The following is a 22,080-nucleotide window of genomic DNA, read 5'->3' on the forward strand; positions in this document are numbered from 1 at the left end:
TGGAGAGGGGCGCATCTTACGGACATCCAGGGGACAAGTCAGCGCTGCCGTGGGCAACGCTGACTTGGGTGGTGTCCGCGAGGCGGCGGGTGCCGATGCTCGCTGGACAGAACCCTGGCAGGGCCCCCTTGCTCAGGCCAGCGCGCGCTGCATCAGCGAGGCCAGCGAGGTGCTCGGCCGGCCGATCAGGCGGCTCAGCTGATGCCCGTCGTCAAACAGGCCACCTAGCGCGGCACCGGCGTCCGACTGCGCCAGCAGTGCCGCGAAACCTTCCGGCAGGCCGAAGGACTTCAGCGTCTCGCGGTACTCGTCCTCGCTCAGGTTCTTGTACGCCACCGCCTTGCCGGACTGGCGTGACAGTTCGGCAGCGAACTCGCCCAGCGTGTATGCCTCGTCGCCGGCCAGCTCATACACCTTGCCGGCCTGGCCATCGCTCAGCAACACGGAGGCCGCGGCGGCGGCATAGTCGGCGCGCGCGGCCGAGGCGATGCGGCCTTCGCCTGCTGCGCCGAGCACCACGCCATGTTCCAGTGCGGCCGGTACACCATGCAGATAGTTCTCGGTGTACCAGCCGTTGCGCAGCAGCACATGCGGCAGGCCCGACGCCACCAGCAGCTTCTCGGTGGCCAGATGCTCCTGCGCCAGGTGCAGCGGCGAGCGGTCGGCGCGCAGGATGCTGGTGTAGGCCACCAGCCCCACGCCGGCCTTTCTGGCAGCCTCGATGGCATTGGCATGCTGCACCGTGCGCTGACCGATCTCGCTCGACGAGATCAGCAGCAGCTTGCTCACCCCAGCGAATGCGGCTTCCAGCGAGGCCGGATCGGTGTAATCGGCGCGTCGCACCTGGACGCCCAGCGCGGCCAGGTCGGCCAGTTTCTCCGGGCTGCGCACGGCAGCTACGATCTGTTGGGCCGGGAGTTTCTTCAACAGCTCGGCGATGACCAGGCGGCCCAGTTGGCCTGACGCGGCGGTAATGGCAATCATGGAATGCTCCTTGGGTGATCAGGGGGGGAACACCGGTGAGACAGGATGAGTTTTAGTCTCTGCCGGAGTGTTGGTCTATATTAGAGACCATTGATTCACCGCGTAAGGAGGCAGTTTTTCGTGACCAGGTTATCTACAGGGAACCTACCCAGCCCAAGCGACAGATCCGTGCGGCTGACCCAGTTGCTCGGCTTCGACCCTGGCCTGTGTCCGGTGCGCGACGTGCTGGACCACGTCGGCAGCAAATGGACCACGCTGATCCTGCAGATGCTCGAAGAGCGCCCGCAGCGCTTCAGTGAGCTGCACCGCGCCGTGCCCGACATCTCCAAGCGCATGCTCACCCAGTCCTTGCGCGAGCTGGAGCGCGACGGCTTCATCCTGCGCCAGGTCTACCCGACCAAGCCCCCCAGCGTGGATTACCGCCTGACGCCGCTGGGCGAATCCATCCTGCAGCCGATCAAGCAACTCGTCGATTGGGCCGCCCAGCATCACGAGGTCATCCGCAGCGCCCGCGCGCAGTTCGACCAGACCCAGGCCGGCTGAGCTGAGGGGCTGCGCGCGCGGGGTCTGCAACTTGCTTCTGGCACCGCAGACCCGCCTTGCGCGCTGTTTCGCCGTCGCAAAGCGGACATTTCCCTCAGTCCCTGTCTGCTGTGTGGCGCGTCGTGACGGGCGCGCCCGGAGAGTGCCCATGCCTCAACACGCATCGCCCGATCCGGAAGAGTGGGTCGTCTGGAACGGCTCGGCCGGCATCCTCCTGACGGCCGCGCTGGGCCGCGTCGAGGTCACACCCAGCGGGCGCCATGCCTGGCTTGCCAAACCCTTCGAGATGGTCGGCCCCTTCGACCTGGACGAACTGCAGCGCGAGGGCCGGATCGTGTTCGCCGCCTGCATCCTCATGTCTCGCCCGCGCTGGCAGACCGATCAGGCCGGGTTGCGGCAACAGGCCTTCGCCCAGCGCCGCGCGGCACAGGAGCGCATCCATGCCGAGTACGGCTACGCCCATGACGCTGGCGACACCGCACACGCCAGTCGCTTCCGCGAGCACGAACACCGTGAGGCGCTCAAACTCCCGCGCGATGGGCAGCTCGCCGCCGCACAGATCAAGACCGCCTTCCGCAAGCTCGCCCAGACCACCCACCCGGATGTCGGCGGCAGCCACGAGGCCTTCGTGCGTCTCACCGAAGCACGAGATGCGCTGTTGGCACGGGTGACCTAGAGACAGCAAGTAGCCCGGATGAAGGCCGAAGGCCGGGAATCCGGGGGGCGTGATTGGCGGACTGGAGCTCCCGGATTCCGCTACGCTGCATCCGGGCTACGGTGATGCGCTTCATGCCTCACCGAAACCAGATTCAGCGAATGATTCGTCCGCGCCCCAGTCCGGATTGAGAACTCCCTGCGCGATAAAGCGATGGATGGAGGAGTGTGGCCAGTCTGCGGGGCGTTGTACAAATCCGTGTTTGACGGGGTTGTAGTGGATGTAGTCGATGTGACGGTTCATGTCTTGCTCGTCACGGATCGTGTGCTCCCAGAACCTGCGTTGCCAGACGTTCGCTTCTCCCCGCGCATTGCGTTCAAGGGGTACGCCGCTGCGACTCAGTGCGCGAACAAACTCCGATTTGATTGCTCTCCAGCGACCTGAGTAATCGTGATCTTCTTGCGGGAGTGTCCAGATGGCGTGAAGGTGCTCGGGCATTACCACCATGGCGTCAATGTCAAATGGGTGAGCTTGTTTGACCCTTGCGACGGCCGCGCGAAGAAGTTCGATGTGTTGCACCAGCAGGTCCGCACGACGGTCTCGCAGCGTTACCGTGAAGAAGAAAGTGCCGCCTGCAAGGTAGTTCCGTCGATAGAGAACCATGCATTTCCCGGAAAGTGGTTCGATGAGGTCGAGTAGTCGAGTAGCCCGGATGCAGCGTAGTGGAATCCGGGATGGGGAGGGCAGTTTGGGCACTCCCCCGGATTCCGGCTTTGCCTGCATCCGGGCTACGAATTGAAAAGGCCACGCATTGCGTGGCCTGTTTTTTTGCGACGCCCTGATCAGCCCTCGTATTCCTCCATCGGCACACAAGCACAGAACAGATTCCGATCCCCATACACATCGTCAATCCGATTCACTGAGGGCCAGAACTTGTTGTCGCGCACCCAGGGCAACGGGAAGACGGCTTCGTCGCGCGAGTAGGGGCGGGTCCATTCGCGGCTGATGACGTCGGCCTGCGTGTGCGGGGCGTGCTTGAGCGGGTTGCTGTCGGCCGGGAGGCTGCCGTTCTCGATGCGGCGGATCTCGTCGCGGATGGCGATCATGGCGGCGATGAAGCGGTCCAGCTCGGCCTTTGGTTCGGACTCGGTGGGTTCGACCATGATGGTGCCGGCCACCGGGAAGCTCATCGTCGGGGCGTGGAAGCCGTAGTCCATCAGGCGCTTGGCGATGTCGACTTCGCTGATGCCGGTGGCCGCCTTGATCGGGCGGATATCCAGGATGCATTCGTGTGCGACGCGGCCCTGCGCGCCGACGTAGAGCACCGGGTAGTGATCCTTGAGCTGGCTGGCGACGTAGTTGGCGTTGAGGATGGCGATCTCGGTGGCCTGCTTGAGGCCGACGCCGCCCATCATGCGGATGTACATCCAGCTGATCGGCAGGATGCTGGCCGAGCCGAAGGGGGCGGCGGACACTGCGCCCTGGCCGGCATGCGCGCGGCCTTCGGCGCCGGTGGCGGCGACGGCGTGGTCGGCCATGAACGGGGCGAGGTGCGCGGCCAAGCCGATGGGGCCCATGCCGGGGCCGCCGCCGCCGTGCGGGATGCAGAAGGTCTTGTGCAGGTTCATGTGGCTCACGTCGGCGCCGATGGTGGCGGGCGAGGTGAGGCCGACCTGCGCGTTGAGGTTGGCGCCGTCCATGTAGACCTGGCCGCCGGCCGCATGCACCAGTGCGCAGATTTCCTTGACCGCCTCTTCGAACACGCCGTGCGTGGAGGGGTAGGTGATCATCAGCGCGGCAAGGCGCTCCTTGTACTGCTCGATCTTGGCCTTGAGGTCAGCGACGTCGACGTTGCCATTGTCATCACAGGCGACCACCACGACTTCCAGCCCGCACATCTGCGCGGTGGCGGGGTTGGTGCCGTGCGCGGACTTGGGGATCAGGCACACGTCGCGGTGCGCGTCGCCACGTGCGGCGTGGTAGCGGCGGATGGCGACGAGGCCGGCGTATTCGCCCTGCGCGCCGGAGTTCGGCTGCATGCAGATGGCCGGGAAGCCGGTGACGGCGCGCAGGTAGTCGGCGAGGCCCTCGATCATTTCCAGGTAGCCCGTCACCTGCGCACGCGGCGCGAAGGGGTGGATGCGGCCGAACTCGGGCCAGGTGACCGGGATCATCTCGCTGGTGGCGTTGAGCTTCATGGTGCAGGAGCCCAGCGAGATCATCGAGTGGTCCAGCGCGAGGTCGCGGTTCTGCAGCTTCTTCAGGTAACGCAGCATCTCGTGCTCGGTGTGATGCGCGTTGAACACCGGGTGGGTCAGGAAGGCGCTGCTGCGTACCAGCGCGGCCGGGATGCCGGTAGGCAGGGTGGCATCCAGCGCGTCGATGTCTTCCGCCGAGAAGGGCTTGGCCAGTTCGCACACATTGGCGAGCTTGCCGGCTTCGGCGAAGACGTTGAGCAAGGCCAGCACGTCGTCACGCGTGCTGGTCTCGTCGAAGGATAGGCCCAGCGCGGCGGGCGACACCGGGCGCAGGTTGTAGCCGGCGGCGTCGGCCGCGGCCAGGATGCGTGCGGTCTGTTCGCCGGTGGCGATGTCCAGCGAATCGAAGAACTGCTTGGTGACCGGCTTGAAGCCCGCCTTGGCGACGCCGGCGGCGAACAGTGCGGCCAGGCGGTGGATGCGCGAAGCGATGGTCTTCAAGCCAACCGGGCCGTGGTACACGGCGTACATGCCGGCCATGTTGGCGAGCAGCACTTGCGAGGTGCAGATGTTGGAGTTGGCCTTCTCGCGGCGGATGTGCTGCTCGCGCGTCTGCAGGGCCATGCGCAGCGCGGTCTTGCCGGCTACGTCCTTCGACACGCCGATGATGCGGCCGGCCATCGAGCGGGCGTTCGATTCGTGCGTGGCGAAGAAGGCTGCGTGCGGGCCGCCGAAGCCCATCGGCACACCGAAGCGCTGGCCGGAGCCGAAGGCGATGTCGGCGCCCATCTCGCCCGGGGTCTTGAGCAGCACCAGCGCCATCAGATCGGTGGCGACCGCCACGCAGGCGCCCTTGGCCTTGGCGGCGGCAATGAGCGCGCTGTAGTCAGCCACTTCACCGGTGACATTCGGATACTGCAGCAGCACGCCGAAGGCCTCCTGATCCGCAGCCTGTGCGGCCGGCGCGATCAACAGCTCGTAGCCGAAGTACGCGGCGCGCGTCTTCACCACGTCGATGGTCTGCGGGAAGCAGGCGGCGTCGACGAAGAACACATTGCTCTTCGACTTGGAGACGCGGCGCGCCATCGTCATCGCCTCGGCGGCGGCGGTGGCTTCGTCCAGCAGCGAGGCGTTGGCCAGTTCCATGCCGGTCAGGTCGCACACCATCTGTTGCCAGTTCAGCAGCGCCTCCAGGCGGCCCTGCGCAATCTCGGCCTGGTAGGGCGTGTAGGCGGTGTACCAGCCGGGGTTCTCCATCACGTTGCGCAGGATGACGGCCGGCGTCAGCGTGTCGTAGTAGCCCATGCCGATCAGCGAACGCTTGATCTGGTTCTTCGACGCAATCGCCTTCAGCTCGGCCAGCGCGACATGCTCGGGCACGGCGTTGGCGATGGGCAGCGGCTTCTCCAGGCGGATGGCAGCCGGCACGGTTTCGGCAATCAGCGCATCAACGCTGGGGGCGCTGATGGCGGCCAGCATGGCGGCGATCTCGGTCTCGTTCGAGCCGAGGTGGCGGCCGATGAAGGCGTCGCGTTGTTCGAGGGAGGAGAGCGGGGCGGAGAGAGGCTGGGTCATGGCAGGTCTCGGTTCGGTGTTGCTTGTCATCCCTGCGAAGGCAGGGCTCCAGTGTCTTGTGTGCTTCCGTTCGCAGAGGCCAGGGCCACGGCGCGGACGGGGTGAATCAAATCTGTTTGTGGCGCGCGACGACCTCGTCGATCACCACGCGCAGGAATCTCTGCGCCAGATCCGGCGCGAGCCCGTGTTGTGTGGCGAGTTGCTCGATGCGCGCCATCTGTGCCAACTCTCTGGCTTCGTCGGTCGCGGGTAGTCCATGCTGCTTCTTCAACACGCCGACCTCATCGGTCAGGGTGAAACGACGCGCCAGCAGTGCCACTAACTGGGCGTCGATCTCGTCAATGTGCTGGCGAAGATGGGCAAGTTGTTCCATCGCGGCGTCTGCCTGGGTTTGCTTAGGGTGGCTTAGCCGCAGGCGTAACCCACCGGTCGTACAGCTTCCGGGCGCCAGGCGCCCGCATGAAAAGTTGGCATGGTGGGTTACGGCCTGCGGCCTAACCCACCCTACGAACGGCGCCGGCCGCGGCGGAACAAACCGAGTCCCGCCGCCAATACCCACAAGCCGATCAGCGCACCGAGTAGCCACTTGCCACGCGACAGCAGCAGCACGGTCAAGGCCATGCCACCGCCCACCAGCACGTAGCGCAGCAGTTCCTGCAGCGGGCTGCGCTCGGGTGCGGGCACGCGGCTTTACTCGGCGTCGACCGCGGCCTTGTAGCCAGCAGCGTCGAGCAGCGCGTCGATGTCGTCCAGGTTGGCCGGCTTGATCTTGAACAGCCAGGCGGCGTAAGCGTCGGTGTTGACCGATTCCGGCGCGTCGATGGCCTCGTCGTTGCGAGCGACGATCTCACCGGCGACCGGGGCGTAGATGTCGGAAGCCGCCTTGACCGACTCGACCACCGCAACTTCTTCACCGGCCTTCACCACACGGCCGGCTTCCGGCAGATCGAGGAACACGATGTCGCCCAGTGCGTTCTGTGCATGGTCCGTGATGCCCACGGTGAGGGTGTTGTCCGGTTCCTTGCGGACCCATTCATGCGAGGCGGTGTAGCGCAGGTTGGCGGGAATGCTCATGGAATGCTCCTGGATTGGTGGTTCGTTGTAGTGGGTGTGAATTCGGGCGTCAGACCAGTACCTTGCCGTTGCGCACGAAAGGCATCTTCACGACGCGCGCCTTGAGGCGCTTGCCGCGGATGTCGACTTCGACCGCGTCGCCGACCTGCACGCCCAGCGGCACGCGGGCGAAGGCGATGGAGGCGTTCATGCTGGGCGCGAAGCTGCCACTGGTGGTCTCGCCTTCGCCCTGGGCGGTGAAGACGGCCATGTGGGAACGTAGCACGCCACGGTCTTCCAGCACGATGCCGACCAGGGTCTTCTGCGGCGGCGTGGCTTCGAGCGCCTTGCGACCGACGAAATCGCGCTCGCTCTTCAGGTCGATGGTCCAGCCCAGGCCGGATTCCAGCGGATTCGTGCTGTCGTCCATGTCGGAGCCGTAGAGGTTCATGCCGGCTTCCAGGCGCAGGGTGTCGCGTGCGCCCAGGCCGATCGGCTTGACGCCGTGTGCGGCCAGCGCATTCCAGGTGGCGGCAGCCTCGATGGCCGGCAGGATGATCTCGAAGCCCTGCTCGCCGGTGTAGCCGGTGGCGCAGAGCGTGAACTCGCCCCAGATGGCGGCCTGGAAGTACTTGAGGTGTTCGGACGCGGCCTGCGAGCCGGGCAGGGCGGCCCACACCTTGGCCTTGGCCTGGGGGCCTTGCACCGCAATGATCGCCAGCTCGCGGCGCGGGGTGATGGTCACGTTGGCGCCGTGCATGGCGGCCGCCTGCTTGCGCATCCAGGCCACGTCCTTGTCGGCGGTGCCGGCATTGACCACGATGCGATAGAAGTCGGGCGCGAAGTAGTAGGTGATCAGGTCGTCGACCACACCACCGGCTTCGTTGAGCATGCAGGAGTAGAGCGCCTTGCCGGTTTCGGTCAGCTTGGCCACATCGTTGGCCAGCAGGCGGCGCAGGAAGTCGCGTGCGCCGGCGCCGTTGATGTCCACCGGCAGCATGTGCGAGACGTCGAACATGCCAGCGTCTGCCCGTACGATCTTGTGCTCTTCGAGCTGCGATCCGTAGTGGATGGGCATGTCCCAGCCGGCGAAGTCGACGATCTTGGCGCCGGCTGCGAGGTGGATGTCGTAGAGCGGGGTTTGCTTGGGCACGGCGTTCTCCCGTTGGCGAGCCAACTTCAGGTTAGGACAAATGAAAAAGGGCCGGACTCCTTGCGTGAGTGCGGCCCCCATCTGTCCTTGGTACCTGAGAGATTTCGCTGAGCGCCTCATCGGGCGGCTGTGCGTTTCGCTGGCTACGTTGGCTTGCTCGCCGTACTTTCGTACTGTCTGCGCAAGCCGCCTTGCCAGCAAATCGCTCGCTCGCCCGCTGAAGCACTCATCTACCGCTGCGAGTGCCCCTTCGGTGGATGCCTCCGCGTATCGCGGGCATCGCTCTCCAGATTTGCAGTTCCTGTCCAGTCCTTTTGCCTGAGCGGTTCCCGGGGGGTTACGCCTTCGGCGGCTCGTCAGTTGAAGCGAGCGCTCTCCCAAACAGAGTCGCGACTATACCGGCGTGACGGGGGCGGCTCAAGCGAGCTGCTTTGCAGCATGTGAAATCAGCCGTAAGCCGAGTGCATCCACAGCAGGATGGCGGCATTGGTGAGCGCATGGCAGGCCACGCTCCAAGCGAGGAGCTCGGGACGCCGCCCGAGCCAGCCGTAGGCCAGACCCGCCACGCCGGCGAGGCAGGCGAAGCCGGCGCCCCAGGGCGCGTGCACCGCGGCGAACAGGCCCGCGCTGAGCAGCAGAGCCAGCCACGGGGCATGTCGCGTCCGTTGGCCGAAGGTCTGTTGTAGTGGGTGTTGGACGCAGAGGCGGAAGAAGGCCTCCTCGGCGATCACGGTCAGGAACAGGTTACCCAGCAGCCACTGGGCCGCGCCCGGCAGCCAGCGCGGATCAGGCGTGGCCAGGCCCAGCGCCCAGCCCAGCAGTGGCAGGCTCAGCACGCAGGCGGCGAGCACAGCGAGCTGCCGGCCCCAGTCGCCCAGCACCGGGCGCGTGGGCAGAAAGGCGAGCAGGAGGAGCAGGCCGGCGAATCCCTTATCCAGTTGCCAGCGCAGCAGACCGCTGCCCGTGCGGCCGAAGCCCTCACGCCATACCAGGCGTTCGAAACCGGGCAGCAGGTGCAGTGTCGCCGCGAGCGCCAGCGCCACGATCAGCGCTGCCGTCCATAGTCGCCAGGCGGGCTGCCGCGCGTGTGCCCACAGCAGCGCGATGGCGGCCAGCAGGGCCGGCAGCGCGGCCGCTTGCAGCAGGCCTGACAGGCCTCCGCCCACTACTGCGCCGCTGCCCAGCCCGTAAGCTAGCTTGCGCCAGCCGGCCAGCGCGCTGAGGCTGGCGCCGAACAGGCAGGCGAAACTGAGCAAGGCAAGGGTGTCGGGCATGGCAGGGTGATGGAGAGACGCGGCGCGCAGCCTGCGTCAGGGGGAGCAGATGGTCAAGCGGGGGCTTGTCGCGCTGCGGTAAACTGCCGGCATGACTGTGCGCAACCGAATCTGATGGTTTGCGGCGCTCGACGGAGGTCGTGCGTCGAGGGTGCCGACCTGTTGGCACTGACTGACCACGACGAGCCGGGTGGTCGTCCGGCCGAGGCGCGTGCCGCGGCCGAGGCCTGCGGCATCCGTTTCGTCGATGGGCTTGAGATTCAGTCTCCGCCTCTTTCTAGCTTGTCCGTAAACGAGGAGTTTGTTTGAGCTCACATCCCCGTGTCGTCATCGTTGGTGCCGGTTTCGGGGGCCTGTCTGCGGCCCGCGCATTGGCCCGCACCCCGGTCGACGTCTTGCTGATCGACCGCCGCAACCACCATCTCTTCCAGCCCCTGCTTTACCAAATCGCCACGGCGGGCTTGTCCCCTGCAGATATCGCGGCACCGATCCGCGCTGTCGTCGCACGTCAAGCGAATGCCACCGTGGTACTCGGCGATGTGCAAGGCATCGATATCGAGCGGCGTGAAGTCTTCGGCCACAACGGCGTGCGCGAGGGGCGTATCGGCTATGACTACCTCATCCTGGCCACCGGTGCACGCCACGCCTATTTCGGCCATGACGAGTGGGAAACCTTTGCGCCTGGCCTCAAGACTGTCGAAGACGCCACGGCCATTCGCCATCGACTGCTGATGGCCTTCGAGCAGGCCGAGATGGCGGACGACGAAGCGGAGCGTCGTCGCCTGCTGACCATTGTCATCGTGGGGGGCGGGCCCACGGGCGTCGAGATGGCTGGCGCGGTCGCCGAACTTGCCCGCACTGCATTGGCTGCCGATTTTCGCCACATCGATCCGCGCCAGGCCCGTGTGATGCTCGTCGAGGCGGGGCCGCGTGTACTCGCAACCTTCCCGGAGCCCCTGTCGGAGGCTGCGCGCAAGTCGCTCGAAAAACTGGGTGTTGAAGTGCGCCTCGGCCGTGCCGTGAGCCAGTGCGACTCCCACGGTGTGGTGCTTGGCACGGGCGATGAGGCCGAGCCGGTGCCCGCAGGCACCATCGTGTGGGCTGCGGGTGTGCAGGCCTCGCCCGCTGCGGCTTGGCTGGGGGCGGAGGCGGACCGTGCCGGGCGTGTCAAAGTGCAGCCGGACTTCAGTCTGCCAGGGCACCCCGAGGTGTTCGTGATCGGCGATACCGCGACCCTCGTTGATGCCGCCGGCAAGCCCGTGCCGGGTGTGGCACCCGCCGCCAAACAGGCAGGGCGGTACGTGGCGCAAGTGATCCGCGCGCGTCTGGCAGGCCAGACTGAACCCGCTCCGTTCCGTTACTTCAACTGGGGCAATCTCGCGACGATTGGTCGTCGCGCCGCCGTGGCTGACTTCGGGTGGATGCGCGTGCGCGGTTCGCTGGCCTGGTGGTTATGGGGCTTGGTGCACATCTTCTTCCTCATCGATTTCCGCAATCGCATGGTGGTCATGCTCAATTGGGCGTGGTCGTTCGTGACGTTCAAGCGAGGCGCCCGATTGATCACGGGCGGTAAATCCTGAGCATTTCTGATCGGGTAGCCGACTCCGAGGCCACCCACAGTGCGACAATCCAGACTCTGTTCCCCGGTTTCCTTCTCTGCGTCCCATGGTTGCCCCGCTGAATGCTGACCTTCACTGCCACTCCACCGTGTCCGACGGGCTGCTGAGCCCGACCGAGGTGGTGCGCCGTGCGCACGCCAACGGTGTCGACCTGCTGGCCCTGACCGATCATGACGAGCTGGGCGGGCTGCGCGAAGCCCGTGCGGCGGCGGAGGCCTTGGGGGTGCGCTTCATCGACGGCGTGGAGATCTCGGTGTCGTATTGCGAGCAGACGGTGCATATCGTCGGGCTGGCCATCGATCCGACGCATCCGGTGCTGGTTGCCGGCCTCAACCATGTGCGCGACGGCCGCGACGGCCGCGCCCAGCGCATGGGCGACGCGCTGGCAGCCATCGGCATCAAGGGGGCCTATGAAGGTGCGGCCGGTCTGGCCGGTAATCCTGCGTTGATCAGCCGTGCCCATTTCGCGCGTTACCTGGTCGATATCGGCCTGGTGCGCGATGTGCCGAGCGTGTTCGATCATTACCTGGTGCGCGGCAAGCCAGGCTTCGTGGAGCATGAGTGGGCCACGCTGGCCGACGCAGTGAACTGGATCCACGCGGCGGGCGGGCTGGCGGTGATCGCGCACCCGGGGCGCTGCCGTCTCAGCAAGGCCGAGATGACGGCGCTGCTGAAGGAGTTTGCTGAGTTGGGGGGCGATGGCATCGAGGTCGTCACCGGATCGCACACCGCGCAGCACGTCAATGAATTTGCCAGTGTGGCGCGCAAGTACGGCTTCCTGGCATCGCGCGCCTCGGATTTCCATGGGCCGGGCGAGAGTGCCGTTGATCTGGGGCGTGCCGATCCGCTGCCGCCCGATCTGACGCCGATCTGGAGCCGCCTGGTCTGAGTCATGGCACAGTTCTTCGAAATCCATCCCGAACAACCGCAAGCCCGCCTGATCCGTCAGGCGGCGCAGGTCTTGCGCGACGGCGGTCTGATCGCGCTGCCGACCGATGCGGCCTATGCGCTGGTAGGCCATCTGGGGGATGCGGCCGTGCTGGACCGCATCCGCCGCATCCGGGGCGTCGACGAGCGCCATCACTTCACCCTGATGTGCCGCGACCTGTCGCAGATCGCCAACTACGCCCGCGTCGACAATGTGCAGTACCGCCTGCTCAAGGCGGTGACGCCCGGCCCCTACACCTTCATCCTGGAGGCGACCAAGGAGCTGCCACGCCGCGTGCTGCACCCCAAGCGCAAGACCATCGGCCTGCGCGTGCCGGATCATCCGGTGATCTCCGCCCTGCTGGAGGAACTGGGGGAGCCGATCCTGACCTCGTCCCTGTTGCTGCCGGGCGAGGATGAGCCGCTCACCGATCCGGACGAAATCCGGGAGCGCCTCGGTAAACAGGTCGAACTGGTGGTCGCCGCCGGCTCCTGTGGCCTGGAGGTCACGACGGTGATCGACCTGTCCTCCGGTGCGCCGGAGTTGATCCGCGCCGGCAAGGGCGATCTGCAGCCGTTTGGCTTCGAAAACTGAGTGCCGGCGGGCGGCTCGCGGGCATCCGGTACAATCCCCACCCCATGGAAAGCAGCACTCTCTTGTCGATTCTGTTGTGGGCGCCGCCGGTGATCCTCGCGATCACCCTGCACGAGGCCGCCCACGGCTATGTCGCGCGCATGTTCGGCGACAACACGGCCTACATGCTGGGCCGCATCACGCTCAATCCGATCAAGCACGTTGATCCGATCGGTACCTTGCTGATCCCGGGCGCGATCATGCTCAGCAACGCGGTGACCGGCGCGCAGTTCCCGCCTTTTGGCTGGGCCAAGCCGGTGCCGGTCAACTTCGGCAATCTGCGCCGTCCCAAGCAGGACATGCTGTGGGTCGCCGCTGCCGGCCCCGGCATCAACTTCGTACAGGCTTTCGCCTGGGCCATCGTCGGCGGCATGCTGGCGCGCGGCTTCGGCGATGGTGGTCTGTTGGCGCAATTTCTCTACACCATGGCGCAGGGCGGCATCGTCGTGAACCTGGGCCTGGCCTTGCTGAACCTGATTCCCGTGCCGCCGCTGGACGGCGGGCGCATCATGGTCAGCCTGCTGCCGCATCGCTATGCCTGGCAGCTCTCGCGCGTGGAGCCCTACGGCTTCTTCATCCTGATCGGCCTGTTGTACTTCGGCGTGCTCGACAAGCTCATCTGGCCGCTGCTGGTGCCGATCCGGCAATTCATCTACATCGTTACCGGTTCCTGAGAGGGTCCCCCCACCTATGTCTCGCCAACGCGTTCTTTCCGGCATGCGGCCCACCGGCCGTCTGCACATCGGCCACTATCACGGCGCCCTCAAGAACTGGGTGCGCCTGCAGGAGGAGATGGAATGCTTCTTCTTCGTCGCCGACTGGCATGCGCTGACCACGGCCTACGACGATGTGCAGGTCATCGAGAACAGCGTGTGGGACATGGTCATCGACTGGCTGGCTGCCGGCGTCGACCCGGAGAAGTCGACCATCTTCATCCAGAGCCGCCTGCCGCAGCATGCCGAGCTGCACCTGCTGCTGTCGATGATGACGCCGCTGGGCTGGCTGGAGCGGGTGCCGACCTACAAGGACCAGCAGGAGAAGCTCTCCGGCAAGGACCTCGCCACCTACGGTTTCCTCGGCTACCCGCTGCTGCAGAGCGCGGACATCCTGCTCTACCAGGCCAATCACGTGCCGGTGGGTGAGGATCAGGTGCCGCACATCGAACTCACGCGCGAAGTGGCGCGTCGCTTCAACCACCTGTTCGGGCGCGAGCCCGGTTTTGAAGAGAAGGCCAAGGCGGCGGTCAAGAAGCTCGGTGGCAAGCGCGACAAGCTGTTCCTGGAGCTGCGCACCCGTTTCCAGCAGGAGGGCGACAAGGCCGCGCTGGAGCAGGGTCGCGCATTGATCGCCGAATCGGCCAGTCTGTCGAACGCCGATCGTGAGCGCCTCTACGGCTATTTCGATGGCAGTGGCAAGCAGATCCTCACCGAGCCAGGCGCCTTGCTGACCGAGGCTTCGCGTGTGGTCGGCCTGGACGGCCAGAAGATGTCAAAGTCCTACGGCAACACGGTCATGATGCGTGAGGAGCCGGAGGCGCTGGCCAAGAAGATCAAGACCATGCCGACCGATACCCAGCGGGTGCGCCGCACCGACCCGGGCGAACCGACACGCTGCCCGGTGTGGAGCCTGCACCAGGTCTATTCCACCGCCGAGACGCGCGAGTGGGTGCAGGCCGGCTGCCGCTCTGCTGGCATCGGCTGTCTCGAATGCAAGCAGCCTGTCATCGACGCGATGCTGGCCGAGCAGGCGCCGATGCACGAACGCGCCATGAAGTACGTCGAGAACCCCAAGCTGGTGCGCGAGGTGCTTGCGCATGGCACCGAGCGTGCCCGCGTGGTGGCCGAGCAAACCATGCAGGACGTGCGCGCCGCCATGGGGCTCGCCTACTCCTGAGGCCATGAGCGAGCCGCTCGCGTCGACTCCGCAACAGGGCGAGCTGGTGCTCGCCCGCATCCACGGCCAGCCGCTCCTGACGCTGCCGACGGATCTGTACATTCCGCCGGATGCGCTGGAAGTCTTCCTCGACACCTTCGAGGGGCCGCTCGACCTGTTGCTGTACCTGATCCGCCGCGCCAACCTGGACATCCTGGACATCCCGATGGCGCCGCTGACCGAGCAGTACCTCGGCTATGTCGAGGCGATGCGTGCGACCAATCTGGAACTGGCGGCCGAATACCTGTTGATGGCCGCCATGCTGCTCGACATCAAGTCGCGCATGCTGTTGCCCAAGCCGCCGCGCGAGAAGGCCGAGGACAGCGAGGAGGACCCGCGCGCCGAACTGGTCCGCCGCTTGGTCGAATACGAGCGGATCAAACAGGCCGCGCGCCTGATCGACCAGGTGCCGCGCGTCGAGCGCGATTACGAATGGACGGCCGTGCAGATCGCCGAGGCGGTGGTCGTCGAGCGCCTGCCCGAGGTGAGCCTGGTCGATCTGCAGAGTGCTTGGCTGGACCTCCTGCGGCGCGCCAGGCTGAACCAGCATCACCACATCCAGCGCGAAGAGTTGTCGGTGCGGGAATACATGACGCAGATCCTGCGCCGCCTGCAGGGCAGCCAGTTCGTGCAGTTCACCGAGCTGTTCGACATCACGCATGGCGTGGCGAGCCTGATCGTCGGCTTCCTGGCCGTACTGGAGCTGTGCAAGGAGCGCCTGATCGAAATTACCCAGAACGCGCCGATGGAGCCCATCTATGTCCGAGCCCCAGAATCTGCCGCCGCAGCCTGAGGTGTCCGAAGTCGCGGACGGCTTGCCCGCTGCGCCGGCCCTGTCGTCTGACGTGACGCCGGAAGAAGAGGTCACGCCGGCGGACGCAGGCGAGGCCGGCAGCCTCGACGAGGCAGGAATCGACGTCGTGCTGGCCAAGCAGGTGCTCGAAGCCGCGCTGCTGTCGGCGGTCGATCCGATGAGCGTGGCCGAGCTGCGCCGCCTGTTTGAACCGGATATCGGCCACGCCTTGGTGGGGCGTTTGCTGGAGGATCTGCAGCAGGACTGGAGCGGTCGCAGCGTCAATCTGCTGCGTCTCGCCACGGGTTGGCGCTTCCAGACCCGGCCCGATCTGCAGGTCTATCTGGCCCGCCTCAAGGAGACGCGCGCACCACGATATTCACGCGCGGTCTTGGAAACATTGGCCATCATCGTGTATCGTCAGCCCGTGACGCGCGGCGACATTGAAGAAATCCGTGGCGTTGCCGTTTCCAGTCAGATCATCAAATTGCTGGAAACCCGCGGCTGGATCGACACTGTCGGCCACCGCGATACACCGGGCCGCCCGGCCCTGTTCGCAACAACCAAAAAGTTTCTAGACGATCTCGGCCTGCGCAGCCTCACTGAGCTGCCGCCCCTGAGCGAGATCGAAGGAGTTCTCGACCTTGTCGACACCGCAGAAGCCGCGTCGCCCGACGCGTCCGAACCCGACCACGGGTGACACCAGCGCGCCGCAACGGCGCCGCCGTTCGCGCGGACCGCGCAAAGCCAACCCCGCCGCGACGCCGGATGGAGAGGTCAATTTCAATCGAGCCGACGACGACTTCAACGTCATGCACGATGATTTCGGCGATCACGACCACGAACACGAAGACGACAGCCAGCTCGCGTTCCTGAGCAGCATTGGCGATAACGCTGCGGCGCGCCCGCTCGATCTGCCCGGTGGTGGGCGGCGTCAGCGTGGGCCACAGGGCGCCCAGGCCGCCGGCGGTCGTCGCGGGCGTGGCAACCAGTCCGGCGGCGGTGGCGCCAAGGGCGAACTGCTCAATGCTGAGGGCGAGCGTATCCAGAAGGTGCTGGCTGCGGCGGGCTATGCTTCGCGGCGTGAAGTCGAAGAATGGATCATGGCTGGGCGCGTGAGCGTCAATGGCTTGCCTACCTCGCTCGGACAGAAGATCGGCCCGGGCGATCGTGTCAAGGTCAATGGCAAGCTCATCAACGTGCGCTTTGCCGAACGCGCGGCGCGCGTACTGGTCTATCACAAGCCCGAAGGCGAGATCGTCTCCAAGGACGATCCGGAGGGCCGTCCGACCGTCTTCGAACGCCTGCCCAAGCTCAACAAGGGCCGCTGGATCGCGATCGGCCGTCTCGACTTCAACACCAGTGGCTTGCTGTTGTTTACCGACAACGGCGAGTTGGCCAACCGCATGATGCATCCGCGCTACGAGATCGAGCGCGAATACGCCGTACGCCTGCTGGGCGAGCTGACGCCGGAGCAGATGGACAGCCTCAAGAATGGCGTACAGCTTGATGATGGCCTGGCCAAGTTCAACATGGTCCGCGAAGATGGCGGAGAGGGCGCCAATCGTTGGTATCGGGTGTCGATCTCGGAGGGGCGTAACCGCGAGGTGCGCCGCATGTTCGAGAGCCTGGGCCTGACGGTCAGCCGCCTGATGCGCGTGCGCTATGGCGCGATCGAGCTGCCGCGTCGCCTCAAGCGTGGCATGTACGAGGAGATGGCTCCCGATCTGGTGGCCAAGCTCACCGGCAAGCCCGTGGTCAAGAAGCAGACCAACCCCAAGGATCGCCGTCCGCCCAAGGGGCCGCGCTCGACCCGGCCGCGTCGCGCCAAGGGCGCCAAGCCGCCGCAGCCGCAGCAGGCCTGAGGCCACTGCAAGCCTTGCCGGGAGCGGCTGCGCATTTACTGTTGCGCAGCCGCATGCTACACTCCGTGCGTTTTGTTGACCGGGCTTTCGTTGCGTTCATCCGCGGCGGGGGCTGTTTGATCGGGATGGGCATTGCGCCCATTTTTTATTTGTAGCGCCGGAATGAACGTTAAAGGCATCGTCGAGCAGGCCGTCAGCGCCATTGGCTACGAACTCGTGGATATCGAGAGTTCGCCCAAGGGACGTCTGCTGCGCATCTTCATCGACATCGAGCGGGGCATCACAGTCGATGACTGTGCCACGGTGAGCCACCATCTGCAGCGCGTGCTGGAGGTCGAAGGCGTCGACTACGACCGCCTGGAAGTGTCTTCCCCGGGGCTCGACCGCCCGCTGACCAAGGCGGCCGATTTCGAGCGCTTCGCCGGCCATGACGTGCAACTGCGCATTCGCCTGCCGATCAACAATCAACGCAACTTTACGGGTCGTCTCGTTGGCCTGCGCGATGGCGCGGCCGTGGTCGAGACAGAGAAGGGCGAACTGGTGTGCGAGCTCGAAGAGATCGAGCGCGCCCGTCTCGTGCCCAAGTTTGATTGAGCATCCGCTTTCGGGAGATTTGAGGAATGAGTCGCGAAGTTCTGCTGACCGTCGATGTGCTGGCGCGCGAGAAAAACGTGCCCAAAGAGATCGTGTTCACCGCGCTCGAAATGGCCTTGGCTTCGGCCACCAAGAAGCGCATTCACGATGATGCCGACGTGCGCGTGAGCATCGACCGTGAAACGGGTGACTACGAAGCCTTCCGTCGCTGGGTGGTGATGCTGGATGCTGAAGTCGAGAATGACGAAGCCCAGATGGGCCTGATCGACGCGCGCGAGGAATACCCGGACATCCAGATCGGCGATTTCGTCGAGGAAGCGCTGGAGCCCGTCGACTTCGGCCGCATCGGTGCGCAGGCCGCCAAGCAGGTGATCCTGCAGAAGATCCGCGACGCCGAGCGCGAGCAGATCCTCAACGACTTCCTGGAGCGCAAGGAGCATCTGGTGACCGGCAGCGTCAAGCGCATCGAGCGTGGCAACGCCATCATCGAGGCGGGTCGCCTGGAGGCCGTGCTGCCGCGCGACCAGCAGATTCCGAAGGAAAACCTGCGCGTCGGCGACCGTGTGCGTGCCTACCTGTTGCGCATCGACCGCAGCGCACGTGGGCCGCAACTCGTGCTGTCGCGCAGCGCACCGGATTTCATCTCCAAGCTGTTCGAACTGGAAGTGCCTGAGATCGAGGATGGCCTGCTGGAAATCAAGGCGGCAGCCCGCGACGCCGGCTTGCGCGCCAAGATCGCCGTCAAGGCCAACGACCAGCGCATCGACCCGATCGGCACCTGCGTGGGCCTGCGCGGTTCGCGCGTGACCGCAGTGCGCAACGAGCTGGGCGGTGAAAACGTCGACATCGTGTTGTGGTCGCCTGATCCGGCGCAGTTCGTCATCAATGCGCTGGCGCCGGCCGAGGTCAGCTCCATCGTGGTTGACGAAGAAGCACACAGCATGGACGTGGTGGTTGACGAGGGTAACCTCGCCATGGCCATCGGTCGTGGCGGCCAGAACGTCAAGCTCGCCTCCGAGCTGACCGGCTGGAACATCAACCTGATGACCGTCGAGGCTGCCGCAGAGCGTAGCGAAGCCGAGAATGGCCGTCTGCGCGGTCTGTTCTGCGAAAAGCTCGACGTGGACGAGGAAGTGGCCGACATCCTGATCGAGGAGGGCTTCTCCTCGCTGGAAGAGGTGGCCTACGTGCCGCTGGCCGAAATGCTGGAGATCGAGGCGTTTGACGAAGAAACGGTCAATGAGCTGCGCACGCGTGCGCGCAATGTGCTGCTGACCGAGGCCATCGTGTCCGAGGAACAGTTGGAGAACGTGTCCGAGGATCTGCTCAACCTCGAAGGCATGGACAAGTCGCTGGCAGCGAAGCTGGCCACGGCTGAAGTGAAGACCCGTGACGACCTGGCCGATCTGGCCGTCGACGAGCTCATGGAAATCGGGGGCGTCGATGAGGCGCGGGCCAAGGATCTGATCACCAAGGCGCGTGCGCACTGGTTCGAGTAAGCGGGGGAGAAGTAGGGTATGACGACAATGAGTGTGGCGGATTTCGCCACCGAACTGAAAATGCCTGCCGCGGCATTGCTCGAACAGTTGCAGAAGGCAGGGGTGACCAAGTCCGCCTCCACCGACAGCGTGAGCGAGCAGGACAAGGCGCGCCTGCTGGACTACCTGCGTCGTTCGCATGGCGAGACGGCACCCAAGTCCAAGATCACGCTGACGCGCAAGCAGACCACCGAGATCAAGGCGGCGGACTCCAGCGGCAAATCACGCACCATCCAGGTCGAGGTGCGCAAGAAGCGCGTCTTCGTCAAGCGCGATGACGGTGAGGGTGGAGTCGGCGAAGCCGAGATTGCGCCCGAAACCAGCGTGCCCGCGGTCGAAGTTCCGCAGCCCCAGCAAGAGGTCGTGGTAGAAACGGTCGAGCCGGTCGTGCTGGCACCGGAGCCGATCCCGGAGCCGTTGCCTGAGCCGGAGCCGGAGCCCGTCGTGGCCGAACCCGAGGTTGTCGTGGCGGAAGTCGTCGTGGCTGAACCCGAAGTGCCGAGCGAGCCGGTTGTTGAGGTCAAGCCTGAACGCAAGCTCACCGCGCGCGAGTTGGATGAGAAGCGCCATCGCGATCTGCTGGCCCACCAGGCTGCCGAACTGAAGGCCAAGCAGGAGCGCGAGGCTGCCCGCAAGCTTGCTGACGAAGCGCGTCGTCAGGCTGAGGAGGCGGCGCGTCAAGCCGCGGCCGAAAAGGCCAAGGCGGCCGAGGGCGGCAAGACCGGAACCCTGCACAAGCCGGCCAAGGCCGACGATAAAGCGGGCGTCAAGAAGGCTGCGCCGGCCAAACCCACGGGCTGGCAGGACGATGCAGCCAAGCGGCGTCAGATCAAGACGCGCGGCGATGCCGGCGGCGGTGCCGGCGGCTGGCGTGGCGGGCCCAAGGGCGGCCGTCACGGGGGCCGTCACCAGGATCAAGGAACCAGTTTCCAGGCGCCGACCGAGCCGGTTATCCGCGAGGTACATGTGCCCGAGACGATCTCGGTGGCCGACCTCGCACACAAGATGGCGGTGAAGGCGACCGAAGTCATCAAGAAGATGATGATGCTGGGCCAGATGGTCACCATCAACCAGGTGCTGGACCAGGAAACGGCCATGATCGTAGTCGAGGAAATGGGCCACAAGGCGCTGGCGGCCAAGCTGGACGATCCGGAAGCCTTCCTCGACGAGGGCGACGAGCACAAGGATGTACCGCTGGAGCCGCGTGCGCCGGTGGTGACTGTCATGGGTCACGTTGACCACGGCAAGACCTCGCTGCTGGACTACATCCGTCGCGCCAAGGTGGCGGCGGGCGAGGCTGGCGGCATCACGCAGCACATTGGTGCCTATCACGTGGAAACCGATCGCGGCATGATCAGTTTCCTCGACACCCCCGGTCACGAGGCTTTCACGGCCATGCGTGCACGCGGTGCCAAGGCGACCGATATTGTCGTGCTGGTTGTGGCTGCCGACGACGGCGTCATGCCGCAGACCAAGGAAGCCATCCACCACGCAAAGGCGGCCGGTGTGCCCATCGTTGTGGCGGTGAACAAGATCGACAAGCCGGAAGCCAACCCCGAGCGCGTCAAGCAGGAGCTGGTCGCCGAAGGCGTGGTGCCGGAAGAGTACGGCGGCGAGGCCATGTTCATGGCCGTCTCAGCCAAGACCGGCAAGGGCATCGACGAGTTGCTGGAAGCCATCCTGCTGCAAGCTGAAGTGCTGGAACTGAAGGCGCAGAAGGACACGCTGGCCAAGGGCCTGATCATCGAGGCGCGTCTCGACAAGGGGCGCGGTCCGGTGGCGACGATGCTGGTGCAGAGCGGTACGCTCAAGCGCGGCGACGTGATCCTGGCCGGGGCGACCTTCGGTCGTATTCGTGCCATGCTGGACGAAAACGGCAAGCCCATCAACGAAGCGGGGCCGTCGATTCCGGTGGAGATTCTCGGCTTGTCGGACGTGCCGGGCGCTGGCGACGATGTCATGGCGCTGGCCGACGAGCGTCGCGCACGCGAAATCGCCCTGTTCCGGCAGGGCAAGTTCCGTGATGTGAAGCTTGCCAAGCAGCAGGCCGCCAAGCTCGAGTCCCTGATGGATCAGATGAAGGAAGGCGAAGTCAAGACGCTGCCCCTCATCGTCAAGGCTGACGTGCAAGGCTCGCAGGAAGCGCTGGTGCAGTCGCTTACCAAGCTCTCCAACGAAGAAGTGCGCGTGCAGGTCATCCACGGTGCCGTGGGCGGCATCTCCGAGTCCGACGTCAACCTGGCGCAGGCCTCGAAGGCCGTCATCATCGGCTTCAACACCCGTGCCGATGCGAATGCGCGCAAGCTGGCCGAGAGCTTCGGCGTAGACATTCGCTACTACAACATCATCTACGATGCTGTAGATGAGGTGAAGGCGGCCCTGTCCGGCATGCTGGCGCCCGAAAAGCGCGAGCAGATCATCGGTACGGTCGAGATCCGCCAGGTCATCGTCATCTCGAAGGTTGGCACGATTGCGGGCTGTTACGTGCTGGACGGCATCGTCAAGCGCAACTCGCGTGTGCGCGTACTGCGCAACAACGTGGTGTTGCACGATGGCGAGCTGGAATCCCTCAAGCGCTTCAAGGACGACGTGAAGGAAGTGAAGGCCGGCTTCGAGTGTGGCCTGTCCATTAAGAACTTCAGTGACATCCAGGAACTGGACCAACTCGAGGTCTACGAGATCCAGGAGATCGCGCGTACCCTTTAAGCGGCTGCCAGGGGCGTCGCTGGACCAACGGGCCCCG

Annotated in this window: 21 protein-coding genes and 1 riboswitch; of the genes, 13 read left to right on the plus strand and 8 right to left on the minus strand. The window is 65.4% G+C overall.

Annotated elements, in window-relative coordinates; genetic code table 11:
* Positions 1 to 132: 132 nt before the first annotated feature.
* Positions 133 to 984 carry an SDR family oxidoreductase gene (locus NMB43_RS05635; protein WP_494351175.1) on the minus strand — a complete coding sequence of 284 codons (852 nt, stop codon included), beginning with the start codon at positions 982 to 984 and terminating at the stop codon, positions 133 to 135.
* Between the two features lie 168 nt (positions 985 to 1,152).
* Between NMB43_RS05635 and NMB43_RS05640 the strand changes: the two genes are divergently transcribed.
* Both NMB43_RS05640 and NMB43_RS05645 read left to right on the plus strand, forming a co-directional pair.
* Positions 1,153 to 1,527 carry a winged helix-turn-helix transcriptional regulator gene (locus NMB43_RS05640; protein WP_494351176.1) on the plus strand — a complete coding sequence of 125 codons (375 nt, stop codon included), beginning with the start codon at positions 1,153 to 1,155 and terminating at the stop codon, positions 1,525 to 1,527.
* Between the two features lie 148 nt (positions 1,528 to 1,675).
* A complete protein-coding gene (locus NMB43_RS05645) occupies positions 1,676 to 2,203 on the plus strand; it encodes a J domain-containing protein (RefSeq protein WP_494351177.1) in 528 nt (175 codons plus the stop codon).
* 111 nt (positions 2,204 to 2,314) lie between these two features.
* Here NMB43_RS05645 and NMB43_RS05650 read toward each other — a convergent pair whose 3' ends face one another.
* The 7 genes from NMB43_RS05650 to NMB43_RS05680 form a co-directional block, all read right to left on the minus strand.
* Positions 2,315 to 2,845: an REP-associated tyrosine transposase gene (locus tag NMB43_RS05650; RefSeq protein WP_494351178.1), complete on the minus strand. Its 531-nt coding sequence runs from the start codon at positions 2,843 to 2,845 to the stop codon at positions 2,315 to 2,317.
* A 179-nt stretch (positions 2,846 to 3,024) separates the two neighbouring features.
* Positions 3,025 to 5,955, minus strand: a complete 2,931-nt coding sequence (gene gcvP / locus NMB43_RS05655; RefSeq protein ID WP_494351179.1) for an aminomethyl-transferring glycine dehydrogenase — start codon at positions 5,953 to 5,955, stop codon at positions 3,025 to 3,027.
* Positions 5,956 to 6,061: 106 nt separating this feature from the next.
* Entirely contained in the window at positions 6,062 to 6,328 is a 267-nt protein-coding gene (locus NMB43_RS05660; RefSeq protein WP_494351180.1) for a chorismate mutase, read from the minus strand.
* 131 nt (positions 6,329 to 6,459) lie between these two features.
* Positions 6,460 to 6,639 (minus strand): hypothetical protein, encoded by a 180-nt coding sequence (locus tag NMB43_RS05665; protein ID WP_494351181.1) that lies wholly within the window; start codon positions 6,637 to 6,639, stop codon positions 6,460 to 6,462.
* A 6-nt stretch (positions 6,640 to 6,645) separates the two neighbouring features.
* Complete coding sequence (gene gcvH / locus NMB43_RS05670) at positions 6,646 to 7,029, minus strand: glycine cleavage system protein GcvH (RefSeq protein WP_494351182.1); 384 nt, start codon at positions 7,027 to 7,029, stop codon at positions 6,646 to 6,648.
* Positions 7,030 to 7,078: 49 nt separating this feature from the next.
* A complete protein-coding gene (gene gcvT, locus NMB43_RS05675) occupies positions 7,079 to 8,161 on the minus strand; it encodes a glycine cleavage system aminomethyltransferase GcvT (RefSeq protein WP_494351183.1) in 1,083 nt (360 codons plus the stop codon).
* Between the two features lie 296 nt (positions 8,162 to 8,457).
* Positions 8,458 to 8,551, minus strand: a riboswitch (glycine riboswitch).
* Between the two features lie 56 nt (positions 8,552 to 8,607).
* Complete coding sequence (locus NMB43_RS05680; RefSeq protein WP_494351184.1) at positions 8,608 to 9,435, minus strand: CPBP family intramembrane glutamic endopeptidase; 828 nt, start codon at positions 9,433 to 9,435, stop codon at positions 8,608 to 8,610.
* Between the two features lie 371 nt (positions 9,436 to 9,806).
* Between NMB43_RS05680 and NMB43_RS05685 the strand changes: the two genes are divergently transcribed.
* From NMB43_RS05685 to infB, 11 genes are all read left to right on the plus strand, one after another.
* Positions 9,807 to 11,015 carry an NAD(P)/FAD-dependent oxidoreductase gene (locus NMB43_RS05685; protein ID WP_494352118.1) on the plus strand — a complete coding sequence of 403 codons (1,209 nt, stop codon included), beginning with the start codon at positions 9,807 to 9,809 and terminating at the stop codon, positions 11,013 to 11,015.
* Positions 11,016 to 11,100: 85 nt separating this feature from the next.
* A complete protein-coding gene (locus tag NMB43_RS05690; protein ID WP_494351185.1) occupies positions 11,101 to 11,943 on the plus strand; it encodes a 3',5'-nucleoside bisphosphate phosphatase in 843 nt (280 codons plus the stop codon).
* A gap of 3 nt (positions 11,944 to 11,946) precedes the next feature.
* The gene (locus tag NMB43_RS05695; protein WP_494351186.1) at positions 11,947 to 12,576 is read left to right on the plus strand and encodes an L-threonylcarbamoyladenylate synthase; all 630 of its coding nucleotides are present in this window, start codon (positions 11,947 to 11,949) and stop codon (positions 12,574 to 12,576) included.
* A gap of 44 nt (positions 12,577 to 12,620) precedes the next feature.
* The gene (locus tag NMB43_RS05700; RefSeq protein WP_494351187.1) at positions 12,621 to 13,289 is read left to right on the plus strand and encodes a site-2 protease family protein; all 669 of its coding nucleotides are present in this window, start codon (positions 12,621 to 12,623) and stop codon (positions 13,287 to 13,289) included.
* A 16-nt stretch (positions 13,290 to 13,305) separates the two neighbouring features.
* Entirely contained in the window at positions 13,306 to 14,508 is a 1,203-nt protein-coding gene (locus tag NMB43_RS05705) for a tryptophan--tRNA ligase (protein WP_494351188.1), read from the plus strand.
* Positions 14,509 to 14,512: 4 nt separating this feature from the next.
* A complete protein-coding gene (locus NMB43_RS05710) occupies positions 14,513 to 15,340 on the plus strand; it encodes a segregation and condensation protein A (protein WP_494351189.1) in 828 nt (275 codons plus the stop codon).
* Positions 15,306 to 16,040 carry an SMC-Scp complex subunit ScpB gene (gene scpB, locus NMB43_RS05715; RefSeq protein WP_494351190.1) on the plus strand — a complete coding sequence of 245 codons (735 nt, stop codon included), beginning with the start codon at positions 15,306 to 15,308 and terminating at the stop codon, positions 16,038 to 16,040. The genes NMB43_RS05710 and scpB overlap by 35 nt, the downstream gene beginning before the upstream one ends.
* Positions 15,985 to 17,205: a 23S rRNA pseudouridine(2605) synthase RluB gene (rluB, locus tag NMB43_RS05720; RefSeq protein ID WP_494351191.1), complete on the plus strand. Its 1,221-nt coding sequence runs from the start codon at positions 15,985 to 15,987 to the stop codon at positions 17,203 to 17,205. The genes scpB and rluB overlap by 56 nt, the downstream gene beginning before the upstream one ends.
* A gap of 162 nt (positions 17,206 to 17,367) precedes the next feature.
* Complete coding sequence (gene rimP / locus NMB43_RS05725; RefSeq protein WP_494351192.1) at positions 17,368 to 17,799, plus strand: ribosome maturation factor RimP; 432 nt, start codon at positions 17,368 to 17,370, stop codon at positions 17,797 to 17,799.
* Positions 17,800 to 17,825: 26 nt separating this feature from the next.
* Positions 17,826 to 19,298: a transcription termination factor NusA gene (nusA, locus tag NMB43_RS05730; RefSeq protein ID WP_494351193.1), complete on the plus strand. Its 1,473-nt coding sequence runs from the start codon at positions 17,826 to 17,828 to the stop codon at positions 19,296 to 19,298.
* Positions 19,299 to 19,316: 18 nt separating this feature from the next.
* Entirely contained in the window at positions 19,317 to 22,043 is a 2,727-nt protein-coding gene (gene infB / locus NMB43_RS05735) for a translation initiation factor IF-2 (RefSeq protein ID WP_494351194.1), read from the plus strand.
* Positions 22,044 to 22,080: the final 37 nt, after the last annotated feature.

The organism is Uliginosibacterium sangjuense (genome assembly GCF_059132465.1).

Coding starts and splice junctions, on each gene's coding strand:
- NMB43_RS05635 (WP_494351175.1), bottom strand. CDS start 984: ATGATTGCCATTACCGCCGCGTCAGGCCAACTGGGCCGCCTGGTCATC.
- NMB43_RS05645 (WP_494351177.1), top strand. CDS start 1,676: ATGCCTCAACACGCATCGCCCGATCCGGAAGAGTGGGTCGTCTGGAAC.
- NMB43_RS05650 (WP_494351178.1), bottom strand. CDS start 2,845: ATGGTTCTCTATCGACGGAACTACCTTGCAGGCGGCACTTTCTTCTTC.
- gcvP (WP_494351179.1), bottom strand. CDS start 5,955: ATGACCCAGCCTCTCTCCGCCCCGCTCTCCTCCCTCGAACAACGCGAC.
- NMB43_RS05660 (WP_494351180.1), bottom strand. CDS start 6,328: ATGGAACAACTTGCCCATCTTCGCCAGCACATTGACGAGATCGACGCC.
- gcvH (WP_494351182.1), bottom strand. CDS start 7,029: ATGAGCATTCCCGCCAACCTGCGCTACACCGCCTCGCATGAATGGGTC.
- NMB43_RS05680 (WP_494351184.1), bottom strand. CDS start 9,435: ATGCCCGACACCCTTGCCTTGCTCAGTTTCGCCTGCCTGTTCGGCGCC.
- NMB43_RS05690 (WP_494351185.1), top strand. CDS start 11,101: ATGGTTGCCCCGCTGAATGCTGACCTTCACTGCCACTCCACCGTGTCC.
- NMB43_RS05695 (WP_494351186.1), top strand. CDS start 11,947: ATGGCACAGTTCTTCGAAATCCATCCCGAACAACCGCAAGCCCGCCTG.
- NMB43_RS05700 (WP_494351187.1), top strand. CDS start 12,621: ATGGAAAGCAGCACTCTCTTGTCGATTCTGTTGTGGGCGCCGCCGGTG.
- NMB43_RS05705 (WP_494351188.1), top strand. CDS start 13,306: ATGTCTCGCCAACGCGTTCTTTCCGGCATGCGGCCCACCGGCCGTCTG.
- NMB43_RS05710 (WP_494351189.1), top strand. CDS start 14,513: ATGAGCGAGCCGCTCGCGTCGACTCCGCAACAGGGCGAGCTGGTGCTC.
- scpB (WP_494351190.1), top strand. CDS start 15,306: ATGTCCGAGCCCCAGAATCTGCCGCCGCAGCCTGAGGTGTCCGAAGTC.
- rimP (WP_494351192.1), top strand. CDS start 17,368: ATGAACGTTAAAGGCATCGTCGAGCAGGCCGTCAGCGCCATTGGCTAC.
- nusA (WP_494351193.1), top strand. CDS start 17,826: ATGAGTCGCGAAGTTCTGCTGACCGTCGATGTGCTGGCGCGCGAGAAA.
- infB (WP_494351194.1), top strand. CDS start 19,317: ATGACGACAATGAGTGTGGCGGATTTCGCCACCGAACTGAAAATGCCT.